This window comes from Paenibacillus dendritiformis, from assembly GCF_015845845.1.
GTDB lineage: Bacteria > Bacillota > Bacilli > Paenibacillales > Paenibacillaceae > Paenibacillus_B > Paenibacillus_B dendritiformis_C.
Map to the genome: position 1 here is coordinate 1 of NZ_LDIG01000215.1, position 26,580 is coordinate 26,580.

At 49.5% G+C, this 26,580-nt stretch carries 25 protein-coding genes and 6 pseudogenes; 12 read left to right on the top strand and 19 right to left on the bottom strand.

Annotated features, from left to right (window positions below; translation table 11 throughout):
* The first annotated feature begins 220 nt into the window (after positions 1–220).
* The 9 genes and pseudogenes from ABD76_RS21620 to ABD76_RS31035 all read left to right on the top strand — a co-directional run.
* A complete protein-coding gene (locus ABD76_RS21620; protein ID WP_338125169.1) occupies positions 221–646 on the top strand; it encodes an ABC-2 transporter permease in 426 nt (141 codons plus the stop codon).
* 12 nt (positions 647–658) lie between these two features.
* The gene (locus ABD76_RS29750) at positions 659–913 is read left to right on the top strand and encodes a hypothetical protein (protein WP_242069707.1); all 255 of its coding nucleotides are present in this window, start codon (positions 659–661) and stop codon (positions 911–913) included.
* Between the two features lie 58 nt (positions 914–971).
* Positions 972–1,619 carry a CPBP family intramembrane glutamic endopeptidase gene (locus tag ABD76_RS21625; protein WP_242069708.1) on the top strand — a complete coding sequence of 216 codons (648 nt, stop codon included), beginning with the start codon at positions 972–974 and terminating at the stop codon, positions 1,617–1,619.
* A 79-nt stretch (positions 1,620–1,698) separates the two neighbouring features.
* A complete protein-coding gene (locus ABD76_RS21630) occupies positions 1,699–2,481 on the top strand; it encodes an alpha/beta fold hydrolase (RefSeq protein WP_197259164.1) in 783 nt (260 codons plus the stop codon).
* Between the two features lie 185 nt (positions 2,482–2,666).
* Positions 2,667–2,750: pseudogene (locus ABD76_RS29755) on the top strand (SRPBCC family protein); the annotation flags it as partial.
* A 60-nt stretch (positions 2,751–2,810) separates the two neighbouring features.
* Positions 2,811–2,963, top strand: a pseudogene (locus ABD76_RS21635) (YdeI/OmpD-associated family protein); the annotation flags it as partial.
* Between the two features lie 927 nt (positions 2,964–3,890).
* Positions 3,891–4,029: pseudogene (locus ABD76_RS21640) on the top strand (ethanolamine ammonia-lyase reactivating factor EutA); the annotation flags it as partial.
* A gap of 88 nt (positions 4,030–4,117) precedes the next feature.
* Positions 4,118–4,576 carry a cupin domain-containing protein gene (locus ABD76_RS21645; protein ID WP_197259165.1) on the top strand — a complete coding sequence of 153 codons (459 nt, stop codon included), beginning with the start codon at positions 4,118–4,120 and terminating at the stop codon, positions 4,574–4,576.
* A gap of 18 nt (positions 4,577–4,594) precedes the next feature.
* Positions 4,595–4,716, top strand: a pseudogene (locus ABD76_RS31035) (RHS repeat-associated core domain-containing protein); the annotation flags it as partial.
* Between the two features lie 362 nt (positions 4,717–5,078).
* Here the strand turns inward: ABD76_RS31035 and ABD76_RS21650 are convergent.
* From ABD76_RS21650 to ABD76_RS29770, 14 genes and pseudogenes are all read right to left on the bottom strand, one after another.
* Positions 5,079–6,581 carry a thiol-activated cytolysin family protein gene (locus ABD76_RS21650; RefSeq protein WP_197259166.1) on the bottom strand — a complete coding sequence of 501 codons (1,503 nt, stop codon included), beginning with the start codon at positions 6,579–6,581 and terminating at the stop codon, positions 5,079–5,081.
* 299 nt (positions 6,582–6,880) lie between these two features.
* A pseudogene (locus ABD76_RS21655) lies at positions 6,881–8,083 on the bottom strand (macrolide family glycosyltransferase).
* A gap of 370 nt (positions 8,084–8,453) precedes the next feature.
* A complete protein-coding gene (locus ABD76_RS21660) occupies positions 8,454–9,350 on the bottom strand; it encodes a LysR family transcriptional regulator (protein ID WP_197259167.1) in 897 nt (298 codons plus the stop codon).
* Positions 9,351–9,496: 146 nt separating this feature from the next.
* On the bottom strand, positions 9,497–11,035 hold the full coding sequence (locus ABD76_RS21665) for an acyl-CoA carboxylase subunit beta (RefSeq protein ID WP_197259168.1): 1,539 nt from the start codon (positions 11,033–11,035) through the stop codon (positions 9,497–9,499).
* A gap of 31 nt (positions 11,036–11,066) precedes the next feature.
* Positions 11,067–11,849: an enoyl-CoA hydratase gene (locus tag ABD76_RS21670; protein WP_197259169.1), complete on the bottom strand. Its 783-nt coding sequence runs from the start codon at positions 11,847–11,849 to the stop codon at positions 11,067–11,069.
* A gap of 36 nt (positions 11,850–11,885) precedes the next feature.
* Positions 11,886–12,788, bottom strand: coding sequence for a hydroxymethylglutaryl-CoA lyase (locus ABD76_RS21675; protein ID WP_197259170.1), 903 nt, complete (start codon positions 12,786–12,788; stop codon positions 11,886–11,888).
* A 22-nt stretch (positions 12,789–12,810) separates the two neighbouring features.
* The gene (locus ABD76_RS29765; RefSeq protein ID WP_338125168.1) at positions 12,811–13,023 is read right to left on the bottom strand and encodes an acetyl-CoA carboxylase biotin carboxyl carrier protein subunit; all 213 of its coding nucleotides are present in this window, start codon (positions 13,021–13,023) and stop codon (positions 12,811–12,813) included.
* Positions 13,024–13,086: 63 nt separating this feature from the next.
* Positions 13,087–14,433 (bottom strand): acetyl-CoA carboxylase biotin carboxylase subunit, encoded by a 1,347-nt coding sequence (locus ABD76_RS21680; RefSeq protein ID WP_242069709.1) that lies wholly within the window; start codon positions 14,431–14,433, stop codon positions 13,087–13,089.
* 14 nt (positions 14,434–14,447) lie between these two features.
* Positions 14,448–15,587, bottom strand: a complete 1,140-nt coding sequence (locus ABD76_RS21685) for an acyl-CoA dehydrogenase (RefSeq protein ID WP_197259171.1) — start codon at positions 15,585–15,587, stop codon at positions 14,448–14,450.
* A gap of 20 nt (positions 15,588–15,607) precedes the next feature.
* The gene (locus ABD76_RS21690) at positions 15,608–16,801 is read right to left on the bottom strand and encodes a dihydrolipoamide acetyltransferase family protein (RefSeq protein ID WP_197259172.1); all 1,194 of its coding nucleotides are present in this window, start codon (positions 16,799–16,801) and stop codon (positions 15,608–15,610) included.
* Positions 16,802–16,819: 18 nt separating this feature from the next.
* Entirely contained in the window at positions 16,820–17,803 is a 984-nt protein-coding gene (locus ABD76_RS21695; RefSeq protein ID WP_197259173.1) for an alpha-ketoacid dehydrogenase subunit beta, read from the bottom strand.
* A gap of 12 nt (positions 17,804–17,815) precedes the next feature.
* Complete coding sequence (locus ABD76_RS21700) at positions 17,816–18,829, bottom strand: thiamine pyrophosphate-dependent dehydrogenase E1 component subunit alpha (RefSeq protein WP_197259174.1); 1,014 nt, start codon at positions 18,827–18,829, stop codon at positions 17,816–17,818.
* Between the two features lie 190 nt (positions 18,830–19,019).
* Positions 19,020–20,141 (bottom strand): NAD(P)/FAD-dependent oxidoreductase, encoded by a 1,122-nt coding sequence (locus ABD76_RS21705; RefSeq protein ID WP_197259188.1) that lies wholly within the window; start codon positions 20,139–20,141, stop codon positions 19,020–19,022.
* A gap of 147 nt (positions 20,142–20,288) precedes the next feature.
* Positions 20,289–20,432, bottom strand: a pseudogene (locus tag ABD76_RS29770) (VOC family protein); the annotation flags it as partial.
* 107 nt (positions 20,433–20,539) lie between these two features.
* Here ABD76_RS29770 and ABD76_RS21710 point away from each other — a divergent pair.
* Positions 20,540–20,944, top strand: coding sequence for a hypothetical protein (locus tag ABD76_RS21710; protein ID WP_197259175.1), 405 nt, complete (start codon positions 20,540–20,542; stop codon positions 20,942–20,944).
* A 228-nt stretch (positions 20,945–21,172) separates the two neighbouring features.
* Positions 21,173–21,679 (top strand): DoxX family protein, encoded by a 507-nt coding sequence (locus tag ABD76_RS21715; protein WP_197259176.1) that lies wholly within the window; start codon positions 21,173–21,175, stop codon positions 21,677–21,679.
* Between the two features lie 274 nt (positions 21,680–21,953).
* On the opposite strand, the gene ABD76_RS21720 is transcribed toward ABD76_RS21715, so the two are convergent.
* Entirely contained in the window at positions 21,954–22,562 is a 609-nt protein-coding gene (locus ABD76_RS21720) for a YqaA family protein (RefSeq protein ID WP_197259177.1), read from the bottom strand.
* Positions 22,563–23,055: 493 nt separating this feature from the next.
* Between ABD76_RS21720 and ABD76_RS29775 the strand changes: the two genes are divergently transcribed.
* Positions 23,056–23,235 carry a response regulator gene (locus ABD76_RS29775; RefSeq protein ID WP_242069710.1) on the top strand — a complete coding sequence of 60 codons (180 nt, stop codon included), beginning with the start codon at positions 23,056–23,058 and terminating at the stop codon, positions 23,233–23,235.
* 31 nt (positions 23,236–23,266) lie between these two features.
* Here ABD76_RS29775 and ABD76_RS30255 read toward each other — a convergent pair whose 3' ends face one another.
* From ABD76_RS30255 to ABD76_RS21740, 4 genes are all read right to left on the bottom strand, one after another.
* Positions 23,267–23,398, bottom strand: coding sequence for a hypothetical protein (locus ABD76_RS30255; protein WP_275100844.1), 132 nt, complete (start codon positions 23,396–23,398; stop codon positions 23,267–23,269).
* A 16-nt stretch (positions 23,399–23,414) separates the two neighbouring features.
* Positions 23,415–24,041, bottom strand: a complete 627-nt coding sequence (locus ABD76_RS21730) for an FMN-dependent NADH-azoreductase (protein ID WP_197259178.1) — start codon at positions 24,039–24,041, stop codon at positions 23,415–23,417.
* A gap of 156 nt (positions 24,042–24,197) precedes the next feature.
* A complete protein-coding gene (locus ABD76_RS21735) occupies positions 24,198–24,854 on the bottom strand; it encodes a response regulator (RefSeq protein ID WP_206765763.1) in 657 nt (218 codons plus the stop codon).
* Entirely contained in the window at positions 24,851–26,494 is a 1,644-nt protein-coding gene (locus tag ABD76_RS21740) for a GAF domain-containing protein (RefSeq protein ID WP_197259179.1), read from the bottom strand. The genes ABD76_RS21735 and ABD76_RS21740 overlap by 4 nt, the downstream gene beginning before the upstream one ends.
* Positions 26,495–26,580 lie beyond the last annotated feature (86 nt).

Below are 26,580 nucleotides of genomic sequence, written 5' to 3' on the forward strand. Positions count from 1 at the left end.
ATGCCAGACAAACGAAGCTCCGCTTCGGAAGACATAGTCCATGGTTTCAGACATTCCAGCGCATTTACGGGACCTTGTCGGGATAATAGATTGCGAACCTATGTTTCCGTTCAAGCTTTGCACAAGGGAAGCTTTGTTTCGTGATGTCTTTTTCAAGTGAATCGAGTCATCACCTCTGCTTTCTGCGCCTATCGTTACAGCTGATAGTGATGGTTCTCTTATTCGTAACCCTTTCACGGATTCAGGTGTTCTATCTAAATACATAACAACCATCATTGGTACGCTTTTTGGAATCCTTGCTTCCTGCGGGATTCACTCGCTCGTTACACTAGCAGTCCCACACCTTAACAAACCAGACTATTCGATCTTGGGCTTATTCGTTCCAGTAGGAATGATGCTTGTTATAATTTCAATTTATATGCCGCTTTTTTATACACTTAGTAAAAAAGGAACAGAAATTATCAATGTCGTATTTTTGATAATCCTGTTTGCTCTGATTAATCCTCTAGCAATGTTGATGAATATGATGAGCGAGGAAAGCTTTATCAGTGGTCAAATTTTATTTCTTATTTCAATCGGGATCTTACTGTTACTCATTGCTTCCTATTACTTAACTGTTCATCTGTTCACTAGAAAGGACTTATAGGAGGCTGCGCAGTTGTATGGCCAACGTGATAAAAAAAGGAGAGCTGGTCAAATGAAAGATAAGAAATGGATGCTTTTGATGCTCGCCGGATGGTCAACATTAGTCGTGAGTCTGTTCCTAGCTGGTCTTGCCGGTGATGTTGCTGAACAGTTGCTCGGCTTATCAAGAAATTCTAAATCGTTCGTTCAGGGTATTGTCATGAGTGGGCTGGCTGTTCCGATAATTTTGTATTTGTATCCGCATGTCTATAAGATAACTGGGTGCTAAATCCAAACCATCAGTATACTCCTGGAAAAGACTGCATCACTTTATTACTGGGGTTCTCTTGGCAATTGCACTGGCTTCATTAGGTTTCATAATAGCCAGTTCTCAAGGATGGATCGTCATTGAAAAATGGCATACCCCCGATCAGTGGCTTGCTGCGCTGCTTATCAATGCTCTCATTGCTTTTCTATATGAAGCTTTACCAGAGGAATTAGGATTGCGAGGCATGCTGTATGATCTCTTACGTCATCGATTCGCGGCTTGGCTAGCTGTCTTATTTCAGATTATTCTATTTATACTTGTCCCTATTACAGTTACCCAGCTTCAAGTGCTCTTTGGACTTGCTCCCGGAAATATCATTAACATGCCTTATATCATATTAATTCTAAGCTTTGGAATATGTTTGCAGCTGCTCCGTCTATGGACAGGGAGTCTCTGGGCGTCGATTGGTTTTCACCTCGCCTACTTGGAAATCATGAGGTTTACCATCTTGCCGCATCAATATGGCGGACCAATCATAACCTTCAACGAATCAGTGCCTGGACTCGGCGGCTTGATCACGATGAGTATGATTATTGTTGGGGGCATCATTGTATCACTCGTTATACTCGGTGCGAAGCGTTTTATACGGAAAAGGGATAATAGGCAGGAGGCCGCACAGTGGTATGGCCAAAACGATAAATGTCACCCGGAAGATAGACAGTTTTGAAAAAGAGTAGGTATTCACCTATGTTTGCCTCCGTGAATAGTTTAGTGTTAAAGCTATTTTTATTGATGGGGGGATCGGTGTGGGATACTATGTTGCGGTAGAGTCTGGCGTAAAATTATATGTGGAAGATATAAATCCCGAGGGCAGGAAGACGATAGTGTTTTTACATGGTTGGCCGTTAAACCATAAACAGTTTGAGTATCAGTTTGATGTTCTTCCCGCAATGGGCTACCGCTGTATCGGAATCGACTGGAGAGGATTCGGAAAGTCGGATAAACCAATGAGTGGCTATCATTTTAACCGATTGGCAGATGATATTCGTACAGTAGTTGGCGTACTCAAATTAGACAATTTTACTCTTGTGGGTCACTCTACAGGTGGAGCAATCGCCATTCGGTATATGTCCCGATTCAATAATTACGGAGTATCCAATCTTGTCCTTGTCGACGCTGCAGCTCCAATAGGCTTTACTACAGATACCGCGAACAGATTCCTTGCTCAAGCGTTAAATGACCGCCCGAAGATGATGCGAGAAGTAACAGACACCTTTTTCTTTCAATATATAACATGTCCATTCTCTGAGTGGTTTTTTCAATTGGGGTTGCAAGCAGCAGGCTGGTCAACAGCAGCAATCATAATTACGCTAAGAGATGAGAAGCTTTATGCGGATTTGCAGAAAATACTTGTCCCAACCTTAATCGTTCACGGCGTTCACGACAAAGTTATTCCCTTTGCACAAGCTCAGGAACTAAATCAAAAAATAAGAAATTCACAGCTTGTTCCGTTTCATTACAGCGGTCATGGTCCTTTCTGGGAAGAACGTGACAAGTTTAACCAGCTCTTGAGGCAATTTATTGGTTGAATCGTCCTATTCAGCTAACGGGTACGAGAGTTGATAGACACGAGAAGAAGGCTGCCGAGAATTTGATCGGCAGTCTTCTTAGTAAGAGCAGGATAGCACAACCTGGAGTTCTCGTCTCGTGGCCGCTACGTCGGAAGAGCCGATACTTTAAGGAGGTAATGAAATTAATTAGAGGAGGAAGAAGAATGAGTTTAACATTATCCTTGGATTTTCCGTTCACGACATCGATCGAGAAGCTTTGGTCCGGCTTAACCGATTCAAGCAAACTTTATTCTCGTCCGGCGTTAGACAAGACTGTCAGCCGATCGAAAAATTGAATAGAGGTGTTCCTTGATGATGAAAAGGCCGGTTTGGAAGTGAAGTTTAAAAAAAGTACAGAATTCATAATTCCTGAAGAATTTCAAATTAAACTCGATGAAATCCCTGCCCTGAAAACGGCTTTTGAAGCATTGACGCCGGGACGGCAAAGAGCATACATTCTAGTTCAGCATCTGTTCCGCAGACGCATCCATGCGCGTTTGAGGCATGCGCTATGGCTAATTGTACTGTTGAGGCTCATGCTGCCGGTGCTGCCGCAAAGTCCGGTAAGCTTGTTTAATGCAGTTCCTGCACTGACAGACATAAAAAATGCTGTCTTCGGGCTGTCGTACCACCGACGAGGGGCAATAGTATCGCCGCGGACAGAAAAATGCTTACCCATCGTTGTACCATTTTCATATAATTACTCCTTTGTGCAAGATCCCATATCATAGAATAGAGAAATCAATTTCGGGTGCAGACGAGATGACTATCGGGTGCATATGAGGTCAATATCGGTTGATAATGTAACAAGCAGCGTCTTCGTTAGACCTTTCGGGAAAATATGAAGGAATATTTTCTAGGCGATGCGTATGCAGCACTCAGAAGCGGGCAATGGGCAGGAGGCGTTGGCTTGCTTCCAGGAGGATGAGGCGCATTTACGGGACGGGACGAAGTTCGGTTTGACGCACACGCGGGGAAGTCTCTACGCAGGCTGGGTTGTACTGGCTCTGGTTTGGGTCCATTGTGATTAATCAGTAGTTAAAATACAATAGCGAGGGGAAAATGAGAGGATTCCAGACCAACGGGGGATTTTCGGTTGGATAAAATGTTGTAATGGCTGTGGTATGGCATCTATTCGCATCAACGTTGAAGAATGTTCACAAAAAAGTTTAGGTTTATCTATTGTAAATAGCTATGTAGAGGATAAACTAAAAGGGAGCATGCAATTTGAATCTACAGCGTGTGGAACAACAGTTTCATTCACGTTTAAAATGGAATAGAGGACTACAAAGGCGTAGTCTTACTAAAGCAAAGAGGCTTAAGGTTATAGCATTCCTACTTGATAGGAAGCGGTATAACTTTAGGCCTCTTTGTGTTTATTTTCTGGTATGGGAAATGAGGAAATGACACAGAATATGGCGTCATCGTTTTCCGTTCCGCGTAGTGTGATTACGGAGAAAGAAGTCATATACCGTAGTGAAATTTGTTTCACACCTCCTTTTAGCCGAGAACAGAATCGATGTTCAAAAGTCTATCACAGCTGTAATGGTTGCTATGCTCATTGCAAGTATAATGGTTCCAAAAAACTACACCTAAGAAGTAGAGGAGGGTACCCATGAGTATCGATAAAAAGATGATTGAAGAGATGGTTCGTAAAATCATCATGGAAAAAATAGGGGCTGATGCTATTGAACAGAACGTTCATAGAGGTCCTGGAGGGATTACTTCTGTTAAAGTGCCAAATATGAAAGTAACAGAAGAGGATCGTCTCGATACAGGCAACCCTAATGATATCGTCTATTGTAAAGATCTTTTTTCGCTAAAGGAAAGTCCAAGACTTGGCTGCGGTATCATGGAGATGAAAGAAACAACCTTTGACTGGACACTTAACTATGATGAAATTGATTATGTGATTGAGGGACATCTGGATGTTATCATTGATGGTACAAAGGTGTCAGCTGGTCCAGGAGAAGTGATCCTGATTCCAAAAGGAAGTAAGATTCAATTTTCTGTGCCAGAATATGCACGATTTATCTATGTAACATATCCGGCTAACTGGGCAGAACAAGCGTAACATTCTAATTTCTACTCGCCGGAGGAAAAGCGGTTTATATCGGAGATACGTATGAAGGGGAACTGACAAACTCGCTGAGTTTGAATCGGTATACGTATGTGCAGAATAATCCGCTGAAATATATTGACCCAAGTGGACATGCAGAATGTGGAGGGGTTACGAACTGCAATCCGAAACCCAAACCGCCGCAACAGTAATGTACGGTATACTCCGGGCTCCATGGTTTCAGAACCGGGGCTTTAGCGATGCCCCGGTACCAATTTCGAGCGGACAATTGATTATTACTCCGGAATAATGGAAAAATTAAAAGGGTAATGTAGGCTAAAGAGGGCAACTTTGTGTCAATTAACATGTACACATATAGGTCATGGTATTTTTCGTTTTATATACATATGTACAAAATACGGGTTTTGTGAAATAGTGTGGCGACGATTAGTCCAGAACTATTTTTATTGCCAAAAAGAAAATCTCCCCAAATGAATGGGAAGATTTTCAGAAATGACTAGTGACTTATGGATGCTGACGGATGCAACGTGGTTCCCCAAATGGAAACATTTATATTGCTGGTTAACGGAACGTTAGGTTCATCTAAAATGGTTCTCCACCATTCCCAGGCAAGACCTGTGCATTCTCTTGCAAAAATTTTGATGTTCTTCGCATTAGGCGGAAGCGGAATCTCTGTCGAGAAATGCGCTGTTTTATCTTGCCAATTCCCTTCCCAAGTTCTATGAGTAATGATTTCTTGTCCATTCTCATCAAAGGTAAACTCGTCCCAAGACACTTCAAACTGAGCTACATATGCACCGCTATGATCAAGCGTTATTTTGCCTTTCGTATATTCTGTCGTTTTTGTCTCGATATAGTCTGTATTGTTGTGAACCGCAGCTATGGAATTGTCTTTCAAGAACACACTGGTATATGAAATAGGGTAAGCTGGATTCTTACTGCTAAATTCTGCATTGTCCTTGATTACATTTTGGATGACATTGAAGTCTTTCGTGACGACCTGGTTATGTGTTTGGGCATCGCCGCCAAATACAACGGCAGTAAACGAACTGTTTTCATAAATATCTTTGTACTGTCCGCTAGCTTGTATGCTAGGGTTATTGAGCAATAATTTAAATGCGGTTTGTACATCGCTGCTCTTTGAGGTCGTCTCCAATTTCACGTAAATGGTTCTGCCATAAGCTACGTTAGATACCATCAGAGGCGGAGACTGATTACTTACCCCTTTACGGACTAATTCAGCAAACGTCACACTGTCATCAAACAAATCCGATGGATTGTTAGGAAGCGCTGCGCTTACGGTATAAAAGATTTGCTTATAAGCGGCAACCATCACTTTTTTCTCGCCGCTTGCGACCGCGTTAAAGTCGATTCCGAGCGTACCGTTCAGCACTTTAGAATTCACGTTCAATGCACTGGCAATTTGATTTTGGCTGTAAACCATGGATTCTGCGTACTGTAATCTCGCAGGCAGTGTATGCGTTCCGGAATACTTCTCGCCCCAAGTCGACACGAGCTGATCAATGGCACTAGAAACGCTGCTGTAAGTTGGATTTTGAACGGTAATCGTATTTTCGCTCTTCAACCCGGGTAAATCAATGGTAATATCTAATGGTTTTCTCGCGGCCATAACCAGACTAGGCTGATTATCCGCAAAATCCTGATTTGCAAGCTGTATTGCGCCCGGATAAGTACGGTTCGTGATCGAATCAATAATGGAAATATCTACGGGAGATGTTGTGAGTGATTTTTTCTCCCGTTCAACCACGATAAATTTATCGTTGGAATGAATGCCTTCTTTGGGAACAAAACTGCTGATTTGATCGCCTTTTACGGCCAAAACTTCATTGCGATCATAATTTAGGCTTGCGATTCCGGCATCAATATCATTGAGCTCGTTTGCTGCAGCGAAGGAAATGCTCGAAAAAGTAAACACATGCAAACTAATTAATAGACTTACAAGCACTTTTGTTCCTTTCACATATTTTGATTTCCTCATAAAGATCTCCTCCTTTCATGTAAAAACTGTATCGGTCGTTTGGCATAAAATTATGAGATTTCTAAAAAAAAATACAAACCTCCGTAACCTTTATAACAAAACTTATAATTTTCTGAGTTAATTCAATCATCTTGCGTAATATAGGCCAATTCTTGGACTAAAAAGTAAAGCCGATTTTTCCTGCTCTAAGGGAGGAATCGGCTTTTTTCATTTAATCGGCCATCGATATCGTTACTTTCAATTATAAAACATTCACTTGGCTTAACGATTACAAATCAAGTAAAGGAATCAATCTTATTTTACTTATTCAATCCTAGACTTCGTTTATACGCGAAGATCTCCTCGACGGCTCGGCGATAACCGCCCGCAGATCGGAACGAATCGCCAATTTCAACACATGCCTTTCGAAATGACGCATCCTTGAGCACGCGTTCTGCCGCTTCTCTAAGATCACCCGCGATTAAGCCTTCTTGATTTAGGGAAATGCCTGCACGGATTTCAGCCACACGGCGCGCCACCATCGGTTGGTCGGCGCTTTGGGGAAGCACAATCAGCGGCACCCCATAATATAGTCCCTCACTGGCGCTGTTCATGCCGCCGTGTGTGATAAACAATTTGGCGTGTTGCAGTACTTCGAGTTGCGGCACATAGTTTCGAACGATAAAATTCGGAGGAATGTCTCCCAATTCCGCAATCCGGGTTTGTCTGCCGACGGATAAAATCACGGTGTACTTCGTTTCGGCGAACGCCGCAAAACAGAGCTTGTAAAAATCCTCTGCTTGATTGAAAACCGTACCGAGTGATATATAAATCAGTTGATCCGTGTCCACATTAGATAAATCAAATTGACTGTGAGAGCGCGGCACGATCGACGGTCCAACGAACTTATACGTCTCATCAAAGCTGTCTCCATCGGGTTGAAAGCGCTTCGACGTGTAGACAATCGTCAATGGCGCGGGATTCCAGAAAACTTCGAAGCCGGAGTTAATCTGCACCTTGTATCTCGATTGCACGTTACTGACCAGCTGTTGAAACTCTTGTTGCGCACGTTGATTCACGTCTGCTGGAAATTGGCGCGAGAGGCGATCTTGCAGATTGTCAAAGCTGTTTTGTTGAATTGCAAAACTCGTGCACGAGTTGATTGCCGGCAGGCCGAGTATTTGGGCAACCAAACGCCCGCAGCCGAACATCGAGTCATGAATGATGTAGTCAAAGCGTTCTCCTTAGATTTGCTCCAGGACACCAGGAATGACGATGTCGGCGGTGCGCAAAAGTCCACCCGCTCGCGCCCAAGGATTTCTTCCTCCGGCAAGGAACGCCTCCACAAATTTTCCGCCATCGAATGTGATCACCTCTGCGCCCGTCGGCTCGACGCGATCACGATATTGTTCCGCGACAAAGTAAACCACCTCTTCGCCACGACGGATAAGTTCTTGAACCACACCAAGGGTCGGGTTGATATGTCCTTCGGAACCTCCGTTGATTAGCAAAACGCGTGCCATAGTCATCACCTTTCATAACAAAGTACACCGCTCCGACCACCTGCCGGTTGCGGTTATCGTTTCATCTATCAATCTATCAAACCCGCTCTAATCAAAACCGGGCTTGTCCAACCGAAGCCCCTGGTGTACAACTGCATCTCATCATCCCGTTCAAGATCGCATGCAACAATTAGCCATGCATCGGCTCATCGATGAAGTCGCCGGGCATGAACAATCCGTTCAAGCGAATGGCCTCGTTTAACTGCTTTTTATTATATCAAAAAGATGAATTATATAAGAAGAAGTGCAGCTCTAAGTATAAGCGAATTGACTTTAACTTATGGGAGGGTTCCATACAAGGATTCTCATTCATGATGGAACCCGGCGCTGTTCATAATCCCGGTTGATTTGGCGGATTGGCCTGGATATAGGCAATAAACTCCCGGGATGCATAAGAAAGGTATTTATCCCGGGGATAAATAAGGGCCAACTCCCAAGCAATCTCCGGATGGGAAATCGAAACGGGATAAACGGCAAGATGATGCAGACGGTTCGCCATCGATCTGGGGATCAATGAAATTCCTAATTGAGACGCCACCATCTCGCAGCAGAAATCCCACAGGGAGGTCGTATGAGCTACCTCGGGTTCGAACCCGGCCCGCAAGCAAGCTTGCCAAACTACGTCATGAAGGGCGAATTCCTTCGTGAACAGAATAAACGGCTCATTCTTTAATTCAATTAAATTGACGGATTTTCTTCCGACAAGCCAATGGTGACTGCTTACAATGACAACCAGTTCTTCAGATAACAAGGAAACCGTCCCATACAGCCGAGTGTCCACCGGCAACACCGTGACCCCAAAATCGATTTTTCCTTGCTCCATCTGCGTCTCTACCTGCTTCGCGCTGTATTCGGCCATTTGAATCTCAATCCCGGGATATCTCTTCTTGAAGCCGGCAATAATTTTGGGGAATAGCAATGCGCCGATTGTAGGCATGATTCCCATCTTCACTTTTCCTCGTTGCACTTGAACCAGCTCATTAACAGAAGAAGATAACTCCTCTAGCAGCTGCAAAATGTTTAAAGCCTTTTCATTTACCAGCTTTCCTGTATCCGTGAGCACAACCTCCCTCTCGGAACGATCAAGCAAAGTAACTCCCAATTCGTCTTCGAGGCTTTTGATCATCTTGCTGATGGATGGCTGAGAAACATACAGGACCTGCGAAGCTTTTGTAAAATTTTTATGTTTGGCCACTTCGGTAAAATAATGAAGCTGTCGAATATCCATCTGATCCGGATCTGCCTCCTTCCCCTAATAGGCAAAGCGGTATCCAAACCATTCATCCTCTGACTCAAGATTATGATATGCCGTCCACGCAAAAAACAGCACCGGCGCGTCGCTAAACGCGTGGTGCTGTTCGGAAAGGCCAGCAATTAAACCGGATATACCGGGTGCTTCCGCTCAGAGAAGACGACAACCTTTGATGAATAAGCCTCGAATCGATTCACTAACTCGTCGCGCAGCGAATTGGCCGGAATGATCCCGTCAACAATCATTTCGGAGGCTAGCCGGTAAATATCGATATCCTGCTTATATTTCTCCCGCTGTTGTTCAATAAAAGAGGCCCGCTCGTGTTCAGGCAGCTGCGCAATTTTATTGGCATAGACGGCGTTGACCGCAGCTTCCGGCCCCATCACCGCAATTTGAGCGGTAGGCAATGCGAGACAGCAATCCGGTTCAAACGCGGGACCAGCCATCGCATAGAGGCCTGCTCCATATGCTTTACGGACGATCACCGAGATTTTAGGCACGCTCGCTTCGGACATGGCCGAAATCATTTTCGCGCCATGGCGGATAATTCCCGCCCGCTCCACCTTGGTGCCGATCATAAAACCGGGGACGTCGGCGAGAAACAGAAGCGGGATATGAAACGCGTCGCAAAGGGTAATAAATCGGCCTGCCTTATCCGCCGAATCGTGAAACAGCACGCCTCCTTTCACCCGCGGCTGATTGGCAATGATCCCAACCGGTTTTCCGTTCATACGGGCCAACCCCGTAATCAGTTCGCCGGCAAACAGCTTCTTCATCTCAAAGAATGATCCCTCGTCAATTATCCGATCAATCAGGTCATACATATTGAACGGGGCATTCTGATTGGACGGGATAAGCTCTTCTAATGATTTCTCAAAATACGGTGGCGCCGCTGCTTCCGCGACCGGCGGTTTTTCGGAAAAATTAGCGGGAAAATAGCTGAGATATCGTCGTGCCATCGAAATGGCTTCTTCTTCGTTTTGGGCCAGCACATCGCCGCATCCGGATACCGAGCAATGCATGCGCGCGCCACCCATCTCTTCTAGCGTAACCTTTTCCCCGATCACCATCTCCGCCATCCGCGGGGAACCGAGATACATGGATGCATTTCCATCCACCATAATCACGATATCGCAAAATGCCGGAATGTATGCTCCGCCTGCAGCCGATGGACCGAAGAGCAAGCAGATTTGAGGGATTTTACCCGACAATTTGACCTGATTGTAAAAAATACGGCCAGCTCCGCGCCTGCCGGGGAACATCTCGACCTGGTCCGTAATGCGGGCACCTGCCGAATCCACGAGGTAAATCAACGGCACTCTCATTTTGTCTGCCGTCTCTTGGATTCGAATGATCTTCTCTACCGTACGCGCTCCCCAAGAACCGGCTTTTACGGTGGAATCATTGGCCATCACGCACACGGTTCTCCCGTTAATCTTTCCGATCGCCGTAACCACGCCATCCGCCGGAAGATCTTCTGCCGCGCAGTTGGCAAATAACGCATCCTCCAGCTCGAAACCCGGATCAAACAACAGCTTCAAACGGTCGCGAACAAATCGTTTTCCTCGCTCCGCATTCTTTTGATGATAAGCCGGCGCCCCCCCTTTGAGGATGCGTGAAGTACGTTCCTGCAGCTCCTCCGGCTTTATGTCCATGGACATCCCCTCTTCCTCCTTTTCTGCAAAATGCTTGTTACTCGCCCTTAAATAGGGGTGGGCGCTTATCTTTGAACGCCTGCAGTCCTTCCAAGCGATCCTTAGTCGGAATCGTTACTTCATAGGCATTTTGCTCAATCGCAAGCCCGGTGGCCAGATCCGCATCACATCCCTTATCGATGGCGAACTTGGCCTCCGCCACGGCGATAGGAGCATTTCGAACAATTTGGCCCGCTATTTCCAGCGCTTTATCGAGAAGGGATGCAGGCGGCGCCACATACTCCACCACCCCCATGTCCCTCGCCTCTTTGGCCCCGATTTTTCTTGCCGTGAAAATGAGCTCTTTGGCGCGCCCCTTCCCGATCAGCCTCGGCAGCCGCTGCGTTCCGCCCGCGCCGGGAATAATCCCAAGCGAAGTTTCAGCTAGAGTGAATGTTGCCGTTTCGGAGGCGATCCGAATATCGCAGGCCAACGCCAATTCCATTCCCCCGCCCACAGCGGCTCCATTTACGGCGGCAATGACCGGCTGGGGCAACGCTTCTAGATCATTGATGCTCTCGCGAATCAAAGCAACCGTCCTGCGAACCTGGTTCATGTCCATTCCTGCGCGCTCTTTTAAATCGGCGCCTGCGCAAAAGGCTTTCTCTCCAGCCCCTGTGACCACGATACAGCGAACAGACCGGTCAAATTTGCATGTCGCGGCCGCATCCCGCAATTGTTCCAGCATCTTTATCGACAGCGCATTGGCGGCTTCCGGCCGATTTAACGTCATGAGTACAATTCCATTTCCCATGTTGGAGACCAATACGGCTTTTTCCACGATCCCCCTCCTTCCCGGAACCGAATCATGAGCCTGCTATCCGTTCAAGCTGCCGGCCTGAAGATTACGGCTTGGCAACTCTCTTCCTATCTTTTCCTGAATAAAACGGGCCGCGGAGAGCAGCTTTTCCCGATTTACCCCCGTGTGAATCCCCATCGCATCCAGCATGTAAAGCAAATCCTCCGAAGCCACATTGCCCGAGGCCCCAGGCGCATACGGGCATCCGCCCAACCCGCCGACGGAGGCATCAAACGTCGTGATCCCCATGTCCATGGATACCAGAATATTAGCCAAAGCCGTCCCGCGCGTATCGTGAAAGTGCAGGGCCAGTTTTTTGGCATCAAAACGCTTTAATAGAATATCCAATACATCCTGCACCTGCTTCGGATTTGCAATGCCGATCGTATCCCCGAGAGATAACTCGCCAATCCCCATTTCGAACAACGTTTCCGCGACCCGGATCACCTCGTCGATGGACACAGGACCCTCATAGGGACAACCGAAGACGGTGGACACATAACCGCGGACTGACTTTCCGGCTGCAAGGGCTTCTTGCGCCACTTCACTTAGAATGGGAAAGGTAGCGCGAAGCGGCTTGTTTATGTTCCTTTGATTATGAGTTTCGCTGGCAGACATAAAGACGGCTGCTTCATCCACATCGGCTTCCAACGCTCGCTCCAGGCCTTGACGATTCGGAACGAGAGCCGAATAAATGATGCCGGGCATCCGTTCAATTCCTGTCGCAACTTCAACGGCATCCGCCAGCGCCGGGATCCACTTGGGATTCACAAATGAAGTGATTTCAATCGATGGGATACCGGTGCCGGACAATTGGTTGATCCAAGCGATTTTATCCTCTGTTGACACAAAGACCTTCTCATTCTGTAATCCATCCCTTGGACCAACCTCTTTGATCGTCACACTCGCCGGCCAGTTCATCTCCCCAACCCCCAGCATACGTTTAATCCAGCTCGATCAATAGATCTCCTTCATTAACAAAGTCCCCTTCGCTCACGAGTACTTCTTTTACCGTCCCGGCGGAACCGGCCGTAATCGTGATCTCCATTTTCATCGATTCCAACACGGCCACGTTTTGTCCCGCTTCGACTTGATCCCCAGGCTTGACAAGGAGTTGATACACATTCCCCGCCATAACCGCCGCTATTTTGCTCACCTGAATAACCTCCTGTTCTACGAATAACCTTCCGGCAACTCGCCGAGGCCCTATCCGATCAAGTCATGTCTTCTCCATTAAATAGTTCGCAACGAAACCCGTTGTCGTATCGCCTGAACGGAATGCGGGATGCGCGATGACTTCTTGCAGCATCGGGATGTTTGTTTTGATGCCCTCAACCTGATAATCGGCCAGCGCCTTTTGAAGCCGGTCAATCGCTTCGTCGCGATCCTTCCCTTTGACTATGAGCTTCGCAATCATCGGATCATAGAAAGGAGTGACCATGGAACCATCCTGTACAGCCAACTCATGGCGGATTCCGTCTCCTTCAGGTATGGCAAACTTCGTAATCACTCCCGGAGATGGGAAGAACGTCTTCGGATCTTCCGCATAAATCCGCACTTCAATCGCATGACCGTCGCGTTGCACATCGGATTGACCAAAATTCAAGGAATGTCCGGCCGCAATTCGCAATTGCTCTGCAACCAAGTCCAAGCCGGTAATCTCTTCTGTAATCGTATGCTCCACCTGCAGACGAGTATTCATTTCAAGGAAATAGAAATTTTTATTCCCGTCAACTAAAAACTCGATCGTTCCTGCATTCCGGTATCCGATGGACTGAGCCGCCCTTACCGCCGCTTCTCCCATTTTGCTTCTCGTGAGTTCATCCAAATAGACAGAAGGGGCTTCCTCCACTACTTTTTGATGACGGCGTTGAATGGAACATTCCCGTTCCCCCAAGTGGACGGTATTCCCATAGGAATCGGCCAAAATCTGAATTTCGATGTGCCGGGGATGTTCCACGACCTTCTCCATATACATGGCCCCGTCTCCGAAGAAATCAGAAGCACGTTTCCGGTTCCCTTCAAATGCTTGCTTCATTTCCGATTCGTTATTAACGATCTGCATGCCGATCCCGCCGCCGCCGGCCGAAGCCTTGAGCATGACCGGATAGCCGATACGATGGGCTGCCCGTGCTGCTTCTTCCGCATCCGCTAATGGATAGGAAATGCCGGGGACGACAGGGACACCCGCTTTTTCCATGATATTCCGGGATTCAATTTTACTGCCCATGCGGGAGATAATATCCGCGGATGGACCGATGAATACGATACCGGCCTCCTCACAGCGGCGGGCAAATTCGGGATTTTCCGAGAGAAGGCCGTATCCGGGGTGAATCGCATCCGCTTTTGAAAGACGGGCGATTTCTAAAATTTTATCGATTTTTAAATAGCTGTCCGTTACTTTGGGATTTCCGACCTCGTAGGCCTCATCCGCCATTTTGACATGAGGGGCTTCCTTATCCACTTTCGAGTATATGCTGACGGTGGCAATGCCCAGCGATTTGCAAGTACGGATCACTCGAGCCGCTATCTCCCCCCGGTTCGCGATTAGAATCTTCTTGAACATAGCACCAACCCCCTTTAACACCCGATCTGGCGTGCAATCACCATTCGTTGCACTTCCGAAGTTCCTTCCCCGATCTCCAAAAGCTTGGCGTCCCGGAAAAACCGCTCCACCTGGTATTCCTTCATATAACCATAGCCGCCATGGATCTGAACGGCCTGATCGCATGCCTTCATACAGATTTCCGAAGCAAATAATTTGGCCATCGCCGCTTCCTTCTTAAATTTTCTTCCTTGATCCTTAAGCCATGCCGCTTTATACACCATGTTGCGGGCAAGTTCAATATTCATGGCCATGTCGGCCAGTTTAAACTGGATAGCTTGAAAGGATGATAAGCTGTGGCCAAATTGTTTTCTTACTTTGGCATATTGGAGCGATTTTTCATAAGCCCCTTGCGCGATCCCGACAGCCATAGCCCCGATCCCGATTCTCCCTCCGTCAAGCGTAGCTAAAAACTGCTTGTATCCATGTCCTTCTTTCCCCAGGAGATTTTTTTTGGGAACGTTTACATTTTCCAGAATTAACTCCGTTGTATTCGATGCGTGAAGGCCCATCTTTTCATAATTGCTAAGGACCGTAAATCCTGGCGCATCGGTAGGCACGATAAACGCGCTGATTCCATCCGTCCCTTTGGAGCGATCCGTTACGGCGGTGAGCGATAGATTTTTGGCATAGCTTGCATTGGTAATAAAGCATTTGGAACCGGAAATGATCCACTGCTCCCCATCCAGCTTCGCTGTCGTTCGGGTTCCGCCTGCATCGGATCCGGCATTCGGTTCCGTCAGCCCAAACGCCCCCAAGTATTCTCCTGTACAAAGGGGAGTTAAGTATTTCTCCTTTTGTTCGTGCGTTCCGAATAAATGGATGGGCGCCCCGCCTAACGAAATATGGGCCGAATAGGTGATGCCCGTGGAGGCGCATACCCGGCTTAATTCTTCGACAGCAATAGCAAAGCTTATCGTATCTGCTCCCCCGCCGCCGTATTGTTCGGGAAAAGGCAGCCCCATGAGTCCCAGCTTCGTTAATTTATCGAAAACCTCTTCCGGAAATTGCTTCGTGCGATCCCGTTCATCCGCGCCCGGAGCCACCTCGCCTTCCGCAAAATCACGCATCGTCTTCTTTATCAGCGCTTGTTCCTCGGTTAAATCAAAATGCATGATTTCATCGCCCCTTTCCTTTAATCGAGTGCGGTGCCGGTATCCGTGCCGTAACCTTCCAACTTTTCTTTGACTCTCTGCAAGAAGCGTCCGCACACCAGACCGTCCAACACCCGGTGATCGAGGGAAAGACAGATGTTCATCATTTCGCGTACAGTAATCTGGTTATCCAGGACGATCGGGCGTTTTACGATGGCTTCGACACTCAAAATGGCCACTTGCGGAGGATTGATGATCGGGGCTGACAGAACGGAGCCGAAAGAGCCTGTGTTATTGACGGTAAACGTTCCGCCGGCGGTATCCTCTGCCGTTAACCTGCCCTCCCTCGTCTTTTTGGCCAATTCATTCACTGCTCTGGCAAGACCGGAAATGCTTTGTTGGTCGGCGTCCTTAATGACGGGAACGAATAACTCTTGATCGGTTGCAACGGCAATCGAGATATGAACCGCTTTTTTGACGATAATGCGATCATCTGCCCACTGCGAATTTAAGATCGGGAATTCCTTCAAGGCTTCGGCAACCGACTTGATAAAGAACGGCAAATATGTTAAAGGGATGCCTTCTTTTTTCTGAAACTCCTCTTTTATCCGGTCGCGATAACGTACCAGATTGGTGACATCGCATTCTACCATAAGCCAGGCGTGGGGGATCTCCCGCTTGCTTTCCAGCATGCGTTTGGCAATCGTTTTACGGATGGCGGTAACCGGGATCGTCTCGTCTGCCGGATGTAACGGAGAATGGACGGCAGATTGGTCATCAACCGGCCTCTTTCCTTGCACAATCTCCAAGATGTCTTTTCTGGTGATGCGTCCGCCAGCGCCCGATCCTTCGATACGGGAAAGATCCAGGTTGTTTTCTTGCGCCAGTTTGAGCACGGCCGGCGAATACCGTTGGTTCACGGCTGCTTGTGCCGTCGCGTCATCAGCTCCCTGATCTTGAGCGGCAGTCATTGCTTCAACCGGCGCGCTCGCTTGATCTTCCGTCGCAATACAGCAAATCAAAGCTCCTACCGCCACCGTTTCGCCTTCTTGAACGACGATGTCGGATATCGTCCCGCTCACCGTAGAAGGAACCTCCGCAGTAACTTTATCGGTAATCACTTCGCATACGGGATCGTATTTTTGGACTTTATCCCCGATGTTTACGAGCCACTTGGAGATGGTTCCTTCCGTTACACTTTCCCCTAGCTGGGGCATAACGATTTTCTCAGCCATATTCTCCTCCCGTTCCGATCATAATTGGGCCAATTCTTTCATGGCCTGATATACTTTTTCCGGATTGAGCATGAAGAATTTCTCCATCGGCGAACTATACGGCATAGCGGGGACATCCGGACCGCAAAGGCGTTTGATCGGAGCATCCAATTCAAAAAGGCATTCCTCCGCGAGCACAGCCGCTACTTCAGCCCCAACGCCTCCCTCTTTGTTGTCTTCATGAATAATGAGCGCTTTGCCGGTTTTGCGAGCAGCCTCCACAATCGATTCCTTATCCAGAGGATAGAGGGTACGCAGGTCCAGAATGTGAGCGCTGTATCCTTCTTGGGAAAGTTTTTCGGCCGCTTCCAACGCGAAATGCAAGGCAAGTCCGTAAGAAATAACCGTGAGGTCTTCTCCTTGCCGCTTAATATCCGACTTCCCGATGGGAACAATGTAGTCCGAGTCCGGCACTTCTCCTTTGATCGATCGATAACATCGCTTATGTTCAAAGTAAAGAACAGGATCTTCATCGCGGATGGCCGCTTTAAGCAGTCCTTTGGCATCATAAGGAGTGGAAGGAGTGACCACTTTTAAGCCGGGAATATTGCAGAACATGGCTTCGACGCTTTGCGAATGATAGAGGGCGCCGCGAACTCCGCCTCCATAAGGAGCGCGAATGACCATGGGACAGCTCCAATCTCCGTTCGAGCGGTATCTCATTTTGGCTGCTTCATTCACGATTTGGTTGACGGCAGGCATGATATACTCGGCAAACTGAATTTCGGCTACGGGCCTCAATCCATAAGCGGCTGCCCCAACCGACACGCCTGCAATGGCCGCTTCCGACAGCGGCGTATCTATCACCCGTTGTTCCCCAAATTCCTCATGGAATCCCAGTGTAACCCGAAACACGCCCCCGCGTACCCCGACGTCTTCTCCTAAGACAAATACCCTTTTATCTCGCTGCATTTCCTCCCGAAGAGCTTGGGTTACGGCATCAACATAAGAAATTACGGCCATTTCTCACTCCCCCTATTCTGCATAAACGTGCTTAAGGGCATCTTCCGGAGCCGAATCCGGAGCAGTCTCCGCATAATCCGTGGCCTCATCGACTTCCATGAGCATCCGGTCATGGATTTCCTTCTCTGTGGGTTCATCTAATATTCCGACACCTTTGAGATAATTGCTGAAGGTTACGAGCGGATCCTTCTTCCTGGCTTCTTCCACTTCTTCACGGGAACGGTAGGTTCGATCATCGTCGTCGCTGGAATGAGGGACCAAACGATAGACGACCGCCTCGATAAGCGTTGGCCCTTCTCCTCTTCTTGCCCGATCGGCCGCCTCCTTCGCGGCCTTATATACTTCCAAGGGATCATTGCCATTCACACTGATGCCGGGAAACCCATAACCTTTTGCCCGATCCGCGATACTTTCACAAGCCGCCTGCTTGGAAAAAGGGACAGAGATGGCGTACTTGTTATTCTCGCAGAAGAAAATGACAGGAAGCTTGTGCACCCCCGCAAAGTTCGCCGCTTCGTGAAACTCTCCCTGATTGCTGCCCCCGTCCCCAAAGGCCGTTAACACGACAAGCTCTGCTCCTTGCATTTTTCCAGATAAAGCGATTCCAACAGCGTGCGGCACTTGACTCGATACGACACTGGAACCCGAAAGAATATTCAGTCTTTTACTCCCGTAATGCCCTGGCATTTGACGCCCGCCGCTGTTGGGATCTCCCGCCTTGGCAAAAGCGGAAAGCATCAATTCCTTTGCCGTCATCCCGAAAACAATGGCCATCCCCATGTCCCGATAATACGGGCACAGAAAATCCCTCGTTCGCTCCAACGCATAAGCCGCTCCTATCTGCGCTGCTTCATGACCTTGGCAAGACACGAGAAAAGGGATTTTTCCCGCACGATTTAGAATCCACATCCGTTCATCTACTTTTCGGGCCAAAACCATATTCTGATACATTTCAAGAACCTGCTGATCCGATAAACCTAGGGCTTGGTGCCGGTTGTCGACTTGGCTATTTCCGGTTTTATTCATACCCGTATCCCTCCGACATTTGTGCCGCTGCATACTGCGGTTCCCTTTATTTTACATACCGTCGTTCCAGTCGAGAAATATATATTGTGCATAGAAACTATGCCTAAAAAATATAGCCAACGATAGCGAATGAACAGAAAAAACAGACCAAGACTGTACGGTTACAGTTTTGGTCTGTTTTTGTTGATGCTCACGCCATTGCTTTGCGAATATCATAATCATGGATATCGATATCCGGATCCATTCCTAATGCCAGCTTTGCGAGCTGGAATCCAATAAATGGGCCCATCGTCAATCCGGACGCTCCAAGTCCGTTGGCCGCGATCAAGCCTTCCCAGCCAGGAACAGCGCCTATCACCGGAAGAAAGCCGGGCGTAAAAGGACGAAAACCGACTCTCACCTCTTGAACCGTGCTGTTCGCCAAGCCCGGCGCCAATCCCAAGCCTTTATTCAAAATCTCTTGGATTCCCCCTGCGGTTACCCTTGTATCATAGCCTTCGATATCATCCTCGTGAGTCGCTCCCATCACGATCTTTTGTTGGTCAAAAGCCAACAGATATTGATCGGAAGGCGGCATCACGACAGGCCAGGTGCCCGTGTCTTGTCTATCCGGAACCTGTAAATGCATGATTTGCGCTTTTTGATAGCTTACCTGAAAGTGAACGCCTAAAGGCTGCAGCAGTCGATTGGCCCACGCCCCTGCACACACGATCACTTCGTCAGACGAGAAGCTGTGAGCACCGACCGCGATTCCGGTTACGCGGTTCGACTGATATTGCAGCGCAGCATCCCCGTTGATCAGGACGGCCCCGTTTCTTTGCGCCGATCGGACCAGCGCATCGCGCAGCGCACGGCCGTCGACACGGGCGGCCCCGCTAATATGAACCGAATGATACCCTTCCGCCAACAGAGGAAACAGCTCATGGGTTGCTTGCTCATTCAGCCGGGTAATGTCACCGATTTCCGGCGCATCCGCTTTTCGCAACTGGGCCCGCTCCTCCATCTTTCTGATTTTCTCCATATCATCATGGATACTAAGAGCGCCAACCTGGGCGTAGCCGGTCTCCGTCTCGCCCTCGCTCATGAGTTCCTTTATCAACCCGGGGTAAAAGCGCGCACCCGCTCTGGCTAGCCGGTACCAAGCCTGATTGCGCCGCTGTGACAGCCAGGGGCAGATAATGCCGGCCGCGGCATCCGTAGCCTGTCCTTTATCTTTCCGGTCGACGATGAGGACATCCGCACCCAGTTTTGCTAACTGATAGGCTGTCGATGCTCCTAGTATCCCTGCTCCGATTACGATGACTTTTTTCATGAACACGTCCCTTTCCTCCGTCACTGTATCCATTATAGCGCATCCTGGAGGGAAGTATATTTCTTTCCCGATCCAACCCGTAAACGCAAGCGAAGCTGCCGATCATGCCGGCAGCTTCATCTCCGAATTGTTCATGGAAGAATTCAGTTACTTCTTTTCCATCACGGCAAAGTAATTGTCTTCCTGATCCGCAAAGTTAAACACTCTGCCGGACGGCATGCTTACAATGTCTCCGACCTTGACATTTTTATTGGCTAGATCCTGATGCAATTCATCGAGCTTTTCCGTAAAACCCGGCCTGCAGCCATCCCCCCTCTCGCCATTGCGCCATCATTAAGCTTGGAATAACTCTTCCTGAAATAGGTAAACTAAAAGCAAATTTCGATAAGGAGCTGCCCATGAAGACGAGTCTCAAATCGTTTCTGTTCATCACCATGATCTCGTGCGCCGCGGTCACGCCTCAATCGCTGTCCTATGCGCTGTCTCCGCCTAACAAACAACAATTAGGGAACCTTGAACCGCCATCTCCCGTTACATTGCCTAATCCGCCCTTTCGGCAATCAGAGCCGCCCCAAAATTTACTGTCAATCTTGGATGTACTGAAGAAAGGAAAATCAATCGCCTATGACGTGATTGCCGATCTTCCCCAATGGGATCGACCGTCTTATTTGCCTTATTGGCACAGCACCTATGAGCGCTGGTCGTATGTGCCCAATCGAATCCATTTCGCCAAGCATCGGTTGTTTACGTCCCCAACGAGTGCTTCCGCGCTGTATGACTTTATTCAAGATAGTTACAACTAATTCAAAAAAGAGCAGCCGCCATTCACGACTTGATGTAACCATTATAGTTACAACCAAAATAAAAGTCAACCTCTATGTTTCTTATACCAACACGATGAATATGTAATACATTTGGGCGTATTTTTTTGCAAAAATCTCCTTCTTGAATCTTGATATTTTGACACTTGCGCTTTAAAGTGTTTATGTAGCCTATTTATGGCATATTCCCAAAATTTGAAGGAGGAATTGTTGATGATCGAATTTTTAAGGAGGAACGTGTGGGCATCCGTGCTGCTTTTGGTAATCCGCATATATGTGGGCTACACCTGGATATCGGCCAGCATTCACAAGCTATTTGCCGGAAGCTTTGACGCGAGCGGATTTTTGAAGAGCGCCGTAGCGAAAGCCGGCGGAGAAAGTCCCGTCGTTCAGGGCTGGTGGGCGTCGTTCCTGGAGCATGTTGCGCTCCCCCATGCCAATTTGTTCAGCCTTATGGTGCAATGGGGTGAGCTTCTCGTAGGTATTGGACTCATCCTGGGCATCCTGACCCGGACCTCCGCTTTCTTCGGCATCGTGATGAATACGGCGTTTTTGCTAAGCGGTTCCATCAGCATCAACCCGGTGATGATGCTCCTAACGATGTTCATCCTGGTCGCCTATACGAATGCCGGCCGCTTCGGTCTCGATCGTTACCTGCTAAGCAAGCTGAAGCCGACTCGAAGCCAATCGCCTCATAACGCCGCGCCATCGGCATAATCCGGTCACGATTTCCGTACCAGGCGGCCCATCCACCTCAGACCCACTTTTCGGCGCATAAATTAAAGCGTATATATTCCTGTCAAAGATAAGCCCATCATACCATACGCTTTTACACTCATCCAGCCTAAACCGATCGAGGCCCGTGAAGGAACGCTTTGATCACCAAAGTGAACTTCTTCACGGGTATTTTTATAAATGCAAAGAGCTTGATTCCAATACCAACACAAACAAGCCGGCTTCCCGATATACATCCGGTGCCGGTTATGTTTTTTCAGATATTGTTGCTCGATTGCTCGATATTTTTCGCAGCCGCCGCTTCCTTTCTTTGGAGATGCCTTTTGTGAAGCAGCAGGAATACGACAATAATCGGGACGGCGATAAAGAAAATGTAAAGGGAGACCTTGTGAACCATCCCTTCCGCCGAACGGCCATAGAGGTAGAACAAGATGCCGATGGCGTAGAACTTGACCGCTCTTCCCAAGGCTGCATACGCGATAAGGCGCCATAACGGGAAGTTGAGGCAGCCGGACAGTATCGTGAACACTTTAAACGGAATCGGCGTGAACGAACCGATAAGAATGGCCGCCTCTCCCCTCTTCTTGAACATCGCGGTGGCGGAATCGACCCATTCCTTCTTGAGGAATTTATACATGATGGAATGGCCGAGCCCCTTGCCGATCAGATAGCCTAACGGCGTGCCGAGCAGGCAGGCGATATAGCCGATCGTCGCCAGCCACAGCGCATTGGACGGATCGAGCAAGCTGAGCGACACCTGCAGGAAAAAAGCGGGTATCGGAAAAATAACCGCATCGGCGAACGCGTGGATAAACAGTCCCCAGGCTCCATAATTCATAAAGAAATCCATGATTTGCTGAAACATACTTTGCTCCTATCCGGAAACCCACTTATTTATGCTTGCATCCTTCCCCGCCCTTTCCTTCCTCTCTATTGGCTCTATTGGATGGAAAGGGGAACAAATGTAACCTGACGCGGATCCGGGGCGATCGAATGAATAGACGAATCAGAAAGACGGTTCCCCTTCATGCTGACTGCAGACTATGATTTTCCCCACAGATCCGATCGTGATACAGCCGGCATGCCAGCTCTATTTAAAAATAACATTATCGCAGTCAGAAGAAAACCGTTTTTATGTGAAATAGTCAAGCGCCGCATGGCAGTCGCTATCCCCTGCCCGTTGCGGTACAATGACTACAATAGCAACTTTTTCTGAAATCCGAATAAAAGAAATGTGAAAAATTATGAAGGCCCGCCCCGGCCCCGTTTCACAATTCTTCATTATCGCTTTATTCTTTTTATAGTTTTTTCGCTTACAGTAGTATAGGAAAGGATAGCTGCAAAGTGAGGAAGAACAAATGACCAAGCCATGCGTATTAATTGCCGATGATGATAAGGAGATCGTCGATTTGATTGCCGACAGCCTGGAAGACGAAGGCTTTGCCACCGTCAAGGCCTATTCCGGACAGGTTACTTCGTCGAGCAGTTCGTCCGCCATTCACGCGCGTGACGCCATAACAAAGACAGAGCCTTCATGACGGATCATGAAGGCTCTGCCCTTATTTCAGGTTAATACATGCGTTGGCAGATTCCCATCTGCGCGACATCTCTTGCTGCCAGCAGGTTGGCGGGCACCGGTTCATCTTCCCTGCTTAGCTTCAGCATAAGCCAGAGCAGCGAATCGTCCAGGTAGGCCATCATCTCTCTACTCCTCCTCCTAGAAGGCTGCCGCCGTCTTCATCGCGGCCGCTATGCCTTGGTCAATCATGCGCTCCCGATGCTCCGGATATTGATCATGCCCTTCCACGATGACGGTGACGATGTCTTGTATGCCCACCAGCTCCAGGTTATGCCTCATCCAGCTCACGGCCATTTCCTGCTCCGCCGCCGGACCGCTGGAATAGACTCCCCCGCGGGCATTCAGCAGCGCGGCCTTTTTGTTGCCGAGCATGCCGACAGGACCTTCGGGCGTGTAACGATAGGCGATCCCCGGCTGGCTCACATAGTCGATATACGTATGCAGAACGGAAGGAACCGTCAGATTCCACATCGGAAAAGCAAACACGATCTTGTCCGCTGCCACGAACGGATCCAGCAAACGCATAACGCGGTCTGCCGCTTCCCTTTCCGCCGGGGACAGCGCTGATCCTTTACGCCGCTTGGCCATGCCGCCCAGCATTACATCGTTATAATAAGGCAGCTCCTCCCGGTACAAATCAAGCTCAATCACCCGATCAGACGGATTGGCTTTCCGGTAAGTATCCAAAAACGCATGATATAGCTTTACGCTTACCGATTCATCGAGGGAACGGCAGTTGGCTTTGACGAATAAGACTTGATTCATTTGACATTCTCCTTTTGCGCATCTCTGTATTTGGGCTTTCATCTTCATTCAGCATAGCAAGCCCCTGGTCGAAGCGCGTCGGGAGGAAGACGGGGACAAGCCTGCTCAAAAAGCCCGATCGATGATCGGGCTTTTCTACGACTTTGGATGTAGTTGTCACTCTGCCAATCCCCGCTTGACCGCGTATACCGCCGCCTGCGTCCGGGCGTTCATTCCCAGCTTGCTCAGCAGATTGCTGACGTGCGTCTTCACGGTCTTCTCCTTAATGTTGAAAACGGCCGCAATCTCCTTATTAGATCGGCCCCGGGCAATCTGCCGCAGCACCTCCACCTCGCGGCTTGTCAGCAATTCCAGCGGCGGATCCCCGTCCTCCTCAAGCGCTTCGTCCTGCTGTGCCGAGAGATGCGACATCAACTGCTCCGTCACATTCGGATGAAGCTTGGCCTGTCCCCGATGAACATCGATGATGGCTTGAACCAGCTCATTCGGCATAATATCCTTCATGACGTAGCCGTTCGCGCCGGCCTGGACGGCGGGCACGACGTAATCCTTGTCCACGAAGGACGTGAGGACGAGCACCTTCGTGGCCGGATGATGCCGGCGGATATGCCGGGTCGCTTCGATGCCGTTCATCTGCGGCAGCATCAGATCCATCAGCACCACGTCAGGGCGCAGCGCCTCTACCATCCGGATTGCGTCGGTTCCGGTCATGGCTTCGCCGACGATGTCAATGTCCGGCTGCATCGTCAAAAAAAATTGAAGACCGCGCAGCACCACCGCATGATCATCCACGAGCAGCACCTTGATCTTCATGCTTCCTCTCCTCCCTTCCGGCAGGGCAGTTGAACGCGAATGACGGTTCCCCTGCGCGGCACGCTCTCCAGCTCGAACGTGCCGCCGCAAGTCCCTGCCCGCTCCCGCATTCCCGTTATGCCCAGGCCGGCATTGTTCCGCAGCTTCGCCATGCCGATGCCGTCATCGGCTATTTCCATCCGTACGCACGCTTCTTCCTTGAACAGCCGAATCCGGACGGCATCGGTCTTGGCATGCTTGCGGACATTGTTAATCGCCTCCTGTCCGATGCGGAACAGCGTCTCCTCAATATGGCGGGGCAGATCCAGCAAGCTGTCCGCCTCCGTCTCGACGGATATCCCTTGAGTCATGGCGTAGCGGACGAGGCCCGTCAGCAGGCCTTCTTCGAGGCCGGCCGGACGGAGCTGCCAGATGAGCGATTTCATTTCGCATACCGCATCCTTCGTCAGCTCCCGCATCTCGGACAGAGCGGCAAGCGCCTCCGCTGTCCGGGAGGAGGCCAGCAAGCTTTCCATGCCATGCGCGGTCAACTGAAGCGCGAAGAGCTTCTGCGAGACCGAATCATGCAGGTCCCGCGCCAGCCGGTTACGCTCCTGCCACATGGCCAGCTTCAACTGCTGCTCACGGAATTGCGCAGCCTCATGCCCCCGCGACACCAGCTCGGCTGCGCGATGCAGCATGTCCATCATGACCGGGTCAAAATGCTTCGCCTCCGCGCTGTCCGCATAGAGGACGCCGATCGCCCGGTCCCGCAGCAGAATCGGAACGGCAGCGGCCGCCGCGATTCGCTCCGTCCGGCCGGGGCGGTTCCGGCGCTTGCGGGGAACGGCATCGGCGGGATTCCAGCGCTGAGCGGCCTTCTCCGCATAGACGCTCCTTAGCCGCTGCCGCGTGAGCGCGCTCGTCCGCATGGCCTTGCGCGAGAGCCGGCCCTCCTCCCAATAAGCGATGCAGGCCAGCTCTCCGCTCTCCGCCATATGCACCGCCGCGCTCCGGCAGTTCAGCAGCTCGACTGCGCCGCGGGCAATCCGCGCGGGAATGTCCCGGCAATCGGCAACACCTGCCAGTTGGCCGGATAATTCCCCCATCCGCTGCAGGAGCTCGGCCTGCTTGAGGCGGGCTTGGTACAGCAGCGTCCGTTCGATAGCCGTGCCAATCTGATAGGCGACCGAATGAAGCAGCGTCAGCTCGTCCGGATCGTAATGCGTCTTGCCCGGCGCCGCGACGTTCAGAACGCCGTACAGCCGCTCGCCCGCATGCAGCGGAATCGTCGCATGATGCGTAATCCCGGACGTATCTCCCCACGCATACTTCACGGCATCCTCCAGCCGCTTGCAATGCATCGTGCTCTCGGCGCGGAAGTTGGCCCCTTTTCGATACCATTCAATGCACCAGCAGCTTCCCTGCTTCAGGCGCCGCTTCTCCTCGGCATCCAGGGCCGGCGGAAGCCGGTAATCGGCCGCCAGGGTATAGTCCGGCATATCTTCCATGAGGAAAATCCACCCGGTCTGGAGCCCGGTTATCTCCACCAGCGTGCGCAGCACATTGTTCAGCAGCTCCGGCAGATCGGTCGAGCGGTTGATGGTCTCGGCAATGACTTGAAACGCATGCCGCTCATCCAGGTGAATCGGGTTGCTCACGTTCAGTGCCTCCCTTGGTTGTGTCAACGTTATCCATATTCATCGTCCATAATCATAACATGAATCCGCCCAGCGGGAAGCGGCGG

Coding starts and splice junctions, on each gene's coding strand:
- ABD76_RS21705 (WP_197259188.1), bottom strand. CDS start 20,141: ATGAAAAAAGTCATCGTAATCGGAGCAGGGATACTAGGAGCATCGACA.
- ABD76_RS21660 (WP_197259167.1), bottom strand. CDS start 9,350: ATGGATATTCGACAGCTTCATTATTTTACCGAAGTGGCCAAACATAAA.
- ABD76_RS21730 (WP_197259178.1), bottom strand. CDS start 24,041: ATGAATCAAGTCTTATTCGTCAAAGCCAACTGCCGTTCCCTCGATGAA.
- ABD76_RS21675 (WP_197259170.1), bottom strand. CDS start 12,788: ATGAACTGGCCGGCGAGTGTGACGATCAAAGAGGTTGGTCCAAGGGAT.
- ABD76_RS21645 (WP_197259165.1), top strand. CDS start 4,118: ATGAGTATCGATAAAAAGATGATTGAAGAGATGGTTCGTAAAATCATC.
- ABD76_RS21735 (WP_206765763.1), bottom strand. CDS start 24,854: ATGAAGATCAAGGTGCTGCTCGTGGATGATCATGCGGTGGTGCTGCGC.
- ABD76_RS21685 (WP_197259171.1), bottom strand. CDS start 15,587: ATGCATTTTGATTTAACCGAGGAACAAGCGCTGATAAAGAAGACGATG.
- ABD76_RS29775 (WP_242069710.1), top strand. CDS start 23,056: ATGACCAAGCCATGCGTATTAATTGCCGATGATGATAAGGAGATCGTC.
- ABD76_RS21650 (WP_197259166.1), bottom strand. CDS start 6,581: ATGAGGAAATCAAAATATGTGAAAGGAACAAAAGTGCTTGTAAGTCTA.
- ABD76_RS21720 (WP_197259177.1), bottom strand. CDS start 22,562: ATGTTTCAGCAAATCATGGATTTCTTTATGAATTATGGAGCCTGGGGA.
- ABD76_RS30255 (WP_275100844.1), bottom strand. CDS start 23,398: ATGATGGCCTACCTGGACGATTCGCTGCTCTGGCTTATGCTGAAGCTA.
- ABD76_RS21695 (WP_197259173.1), bottom strand. CDS start 17,803: ATGGCCGTAATTTCTTATGTTGATGCCGTAACCCAAGCTCTTCGGGAG.
- ABD76_RS21680 (WP_242069709.1), bottom strand. CDS start 14,433: ATGTTCAAGAAGATTCTAATCGCGAACCGGGGGGAGATAGCGGCTCGA.
- ABD76_RS21690 (WP_197259172.1), bottom strand. CDS start 16,801: ATGGCTGAGAAAATCGTTATGCCCCAGCTAGGGGAAAGTGTAACGGAA.
- ABD76_RS21665 (WP_197259168.1), bottom strand. CDS start 11,035: ATGTCCATGGACATAAAGCCGGAGGAGCTGCAGGAACGTACTTCACGC.
- ABD76_RS21700 (WP_197259174.1), bottom strand. CDS start 18,829: ATGAATAAAACCGGAAATAGCCAAGTCGACAACCGGCACCAAGCCCTA.
- ABD76_RS21710 (WP_197259175.1), top strand. CDS start 20,540: ATGAAGACGAGTCTCAAATCGTTTCTGTTCATCACCATGATCTCGTGC.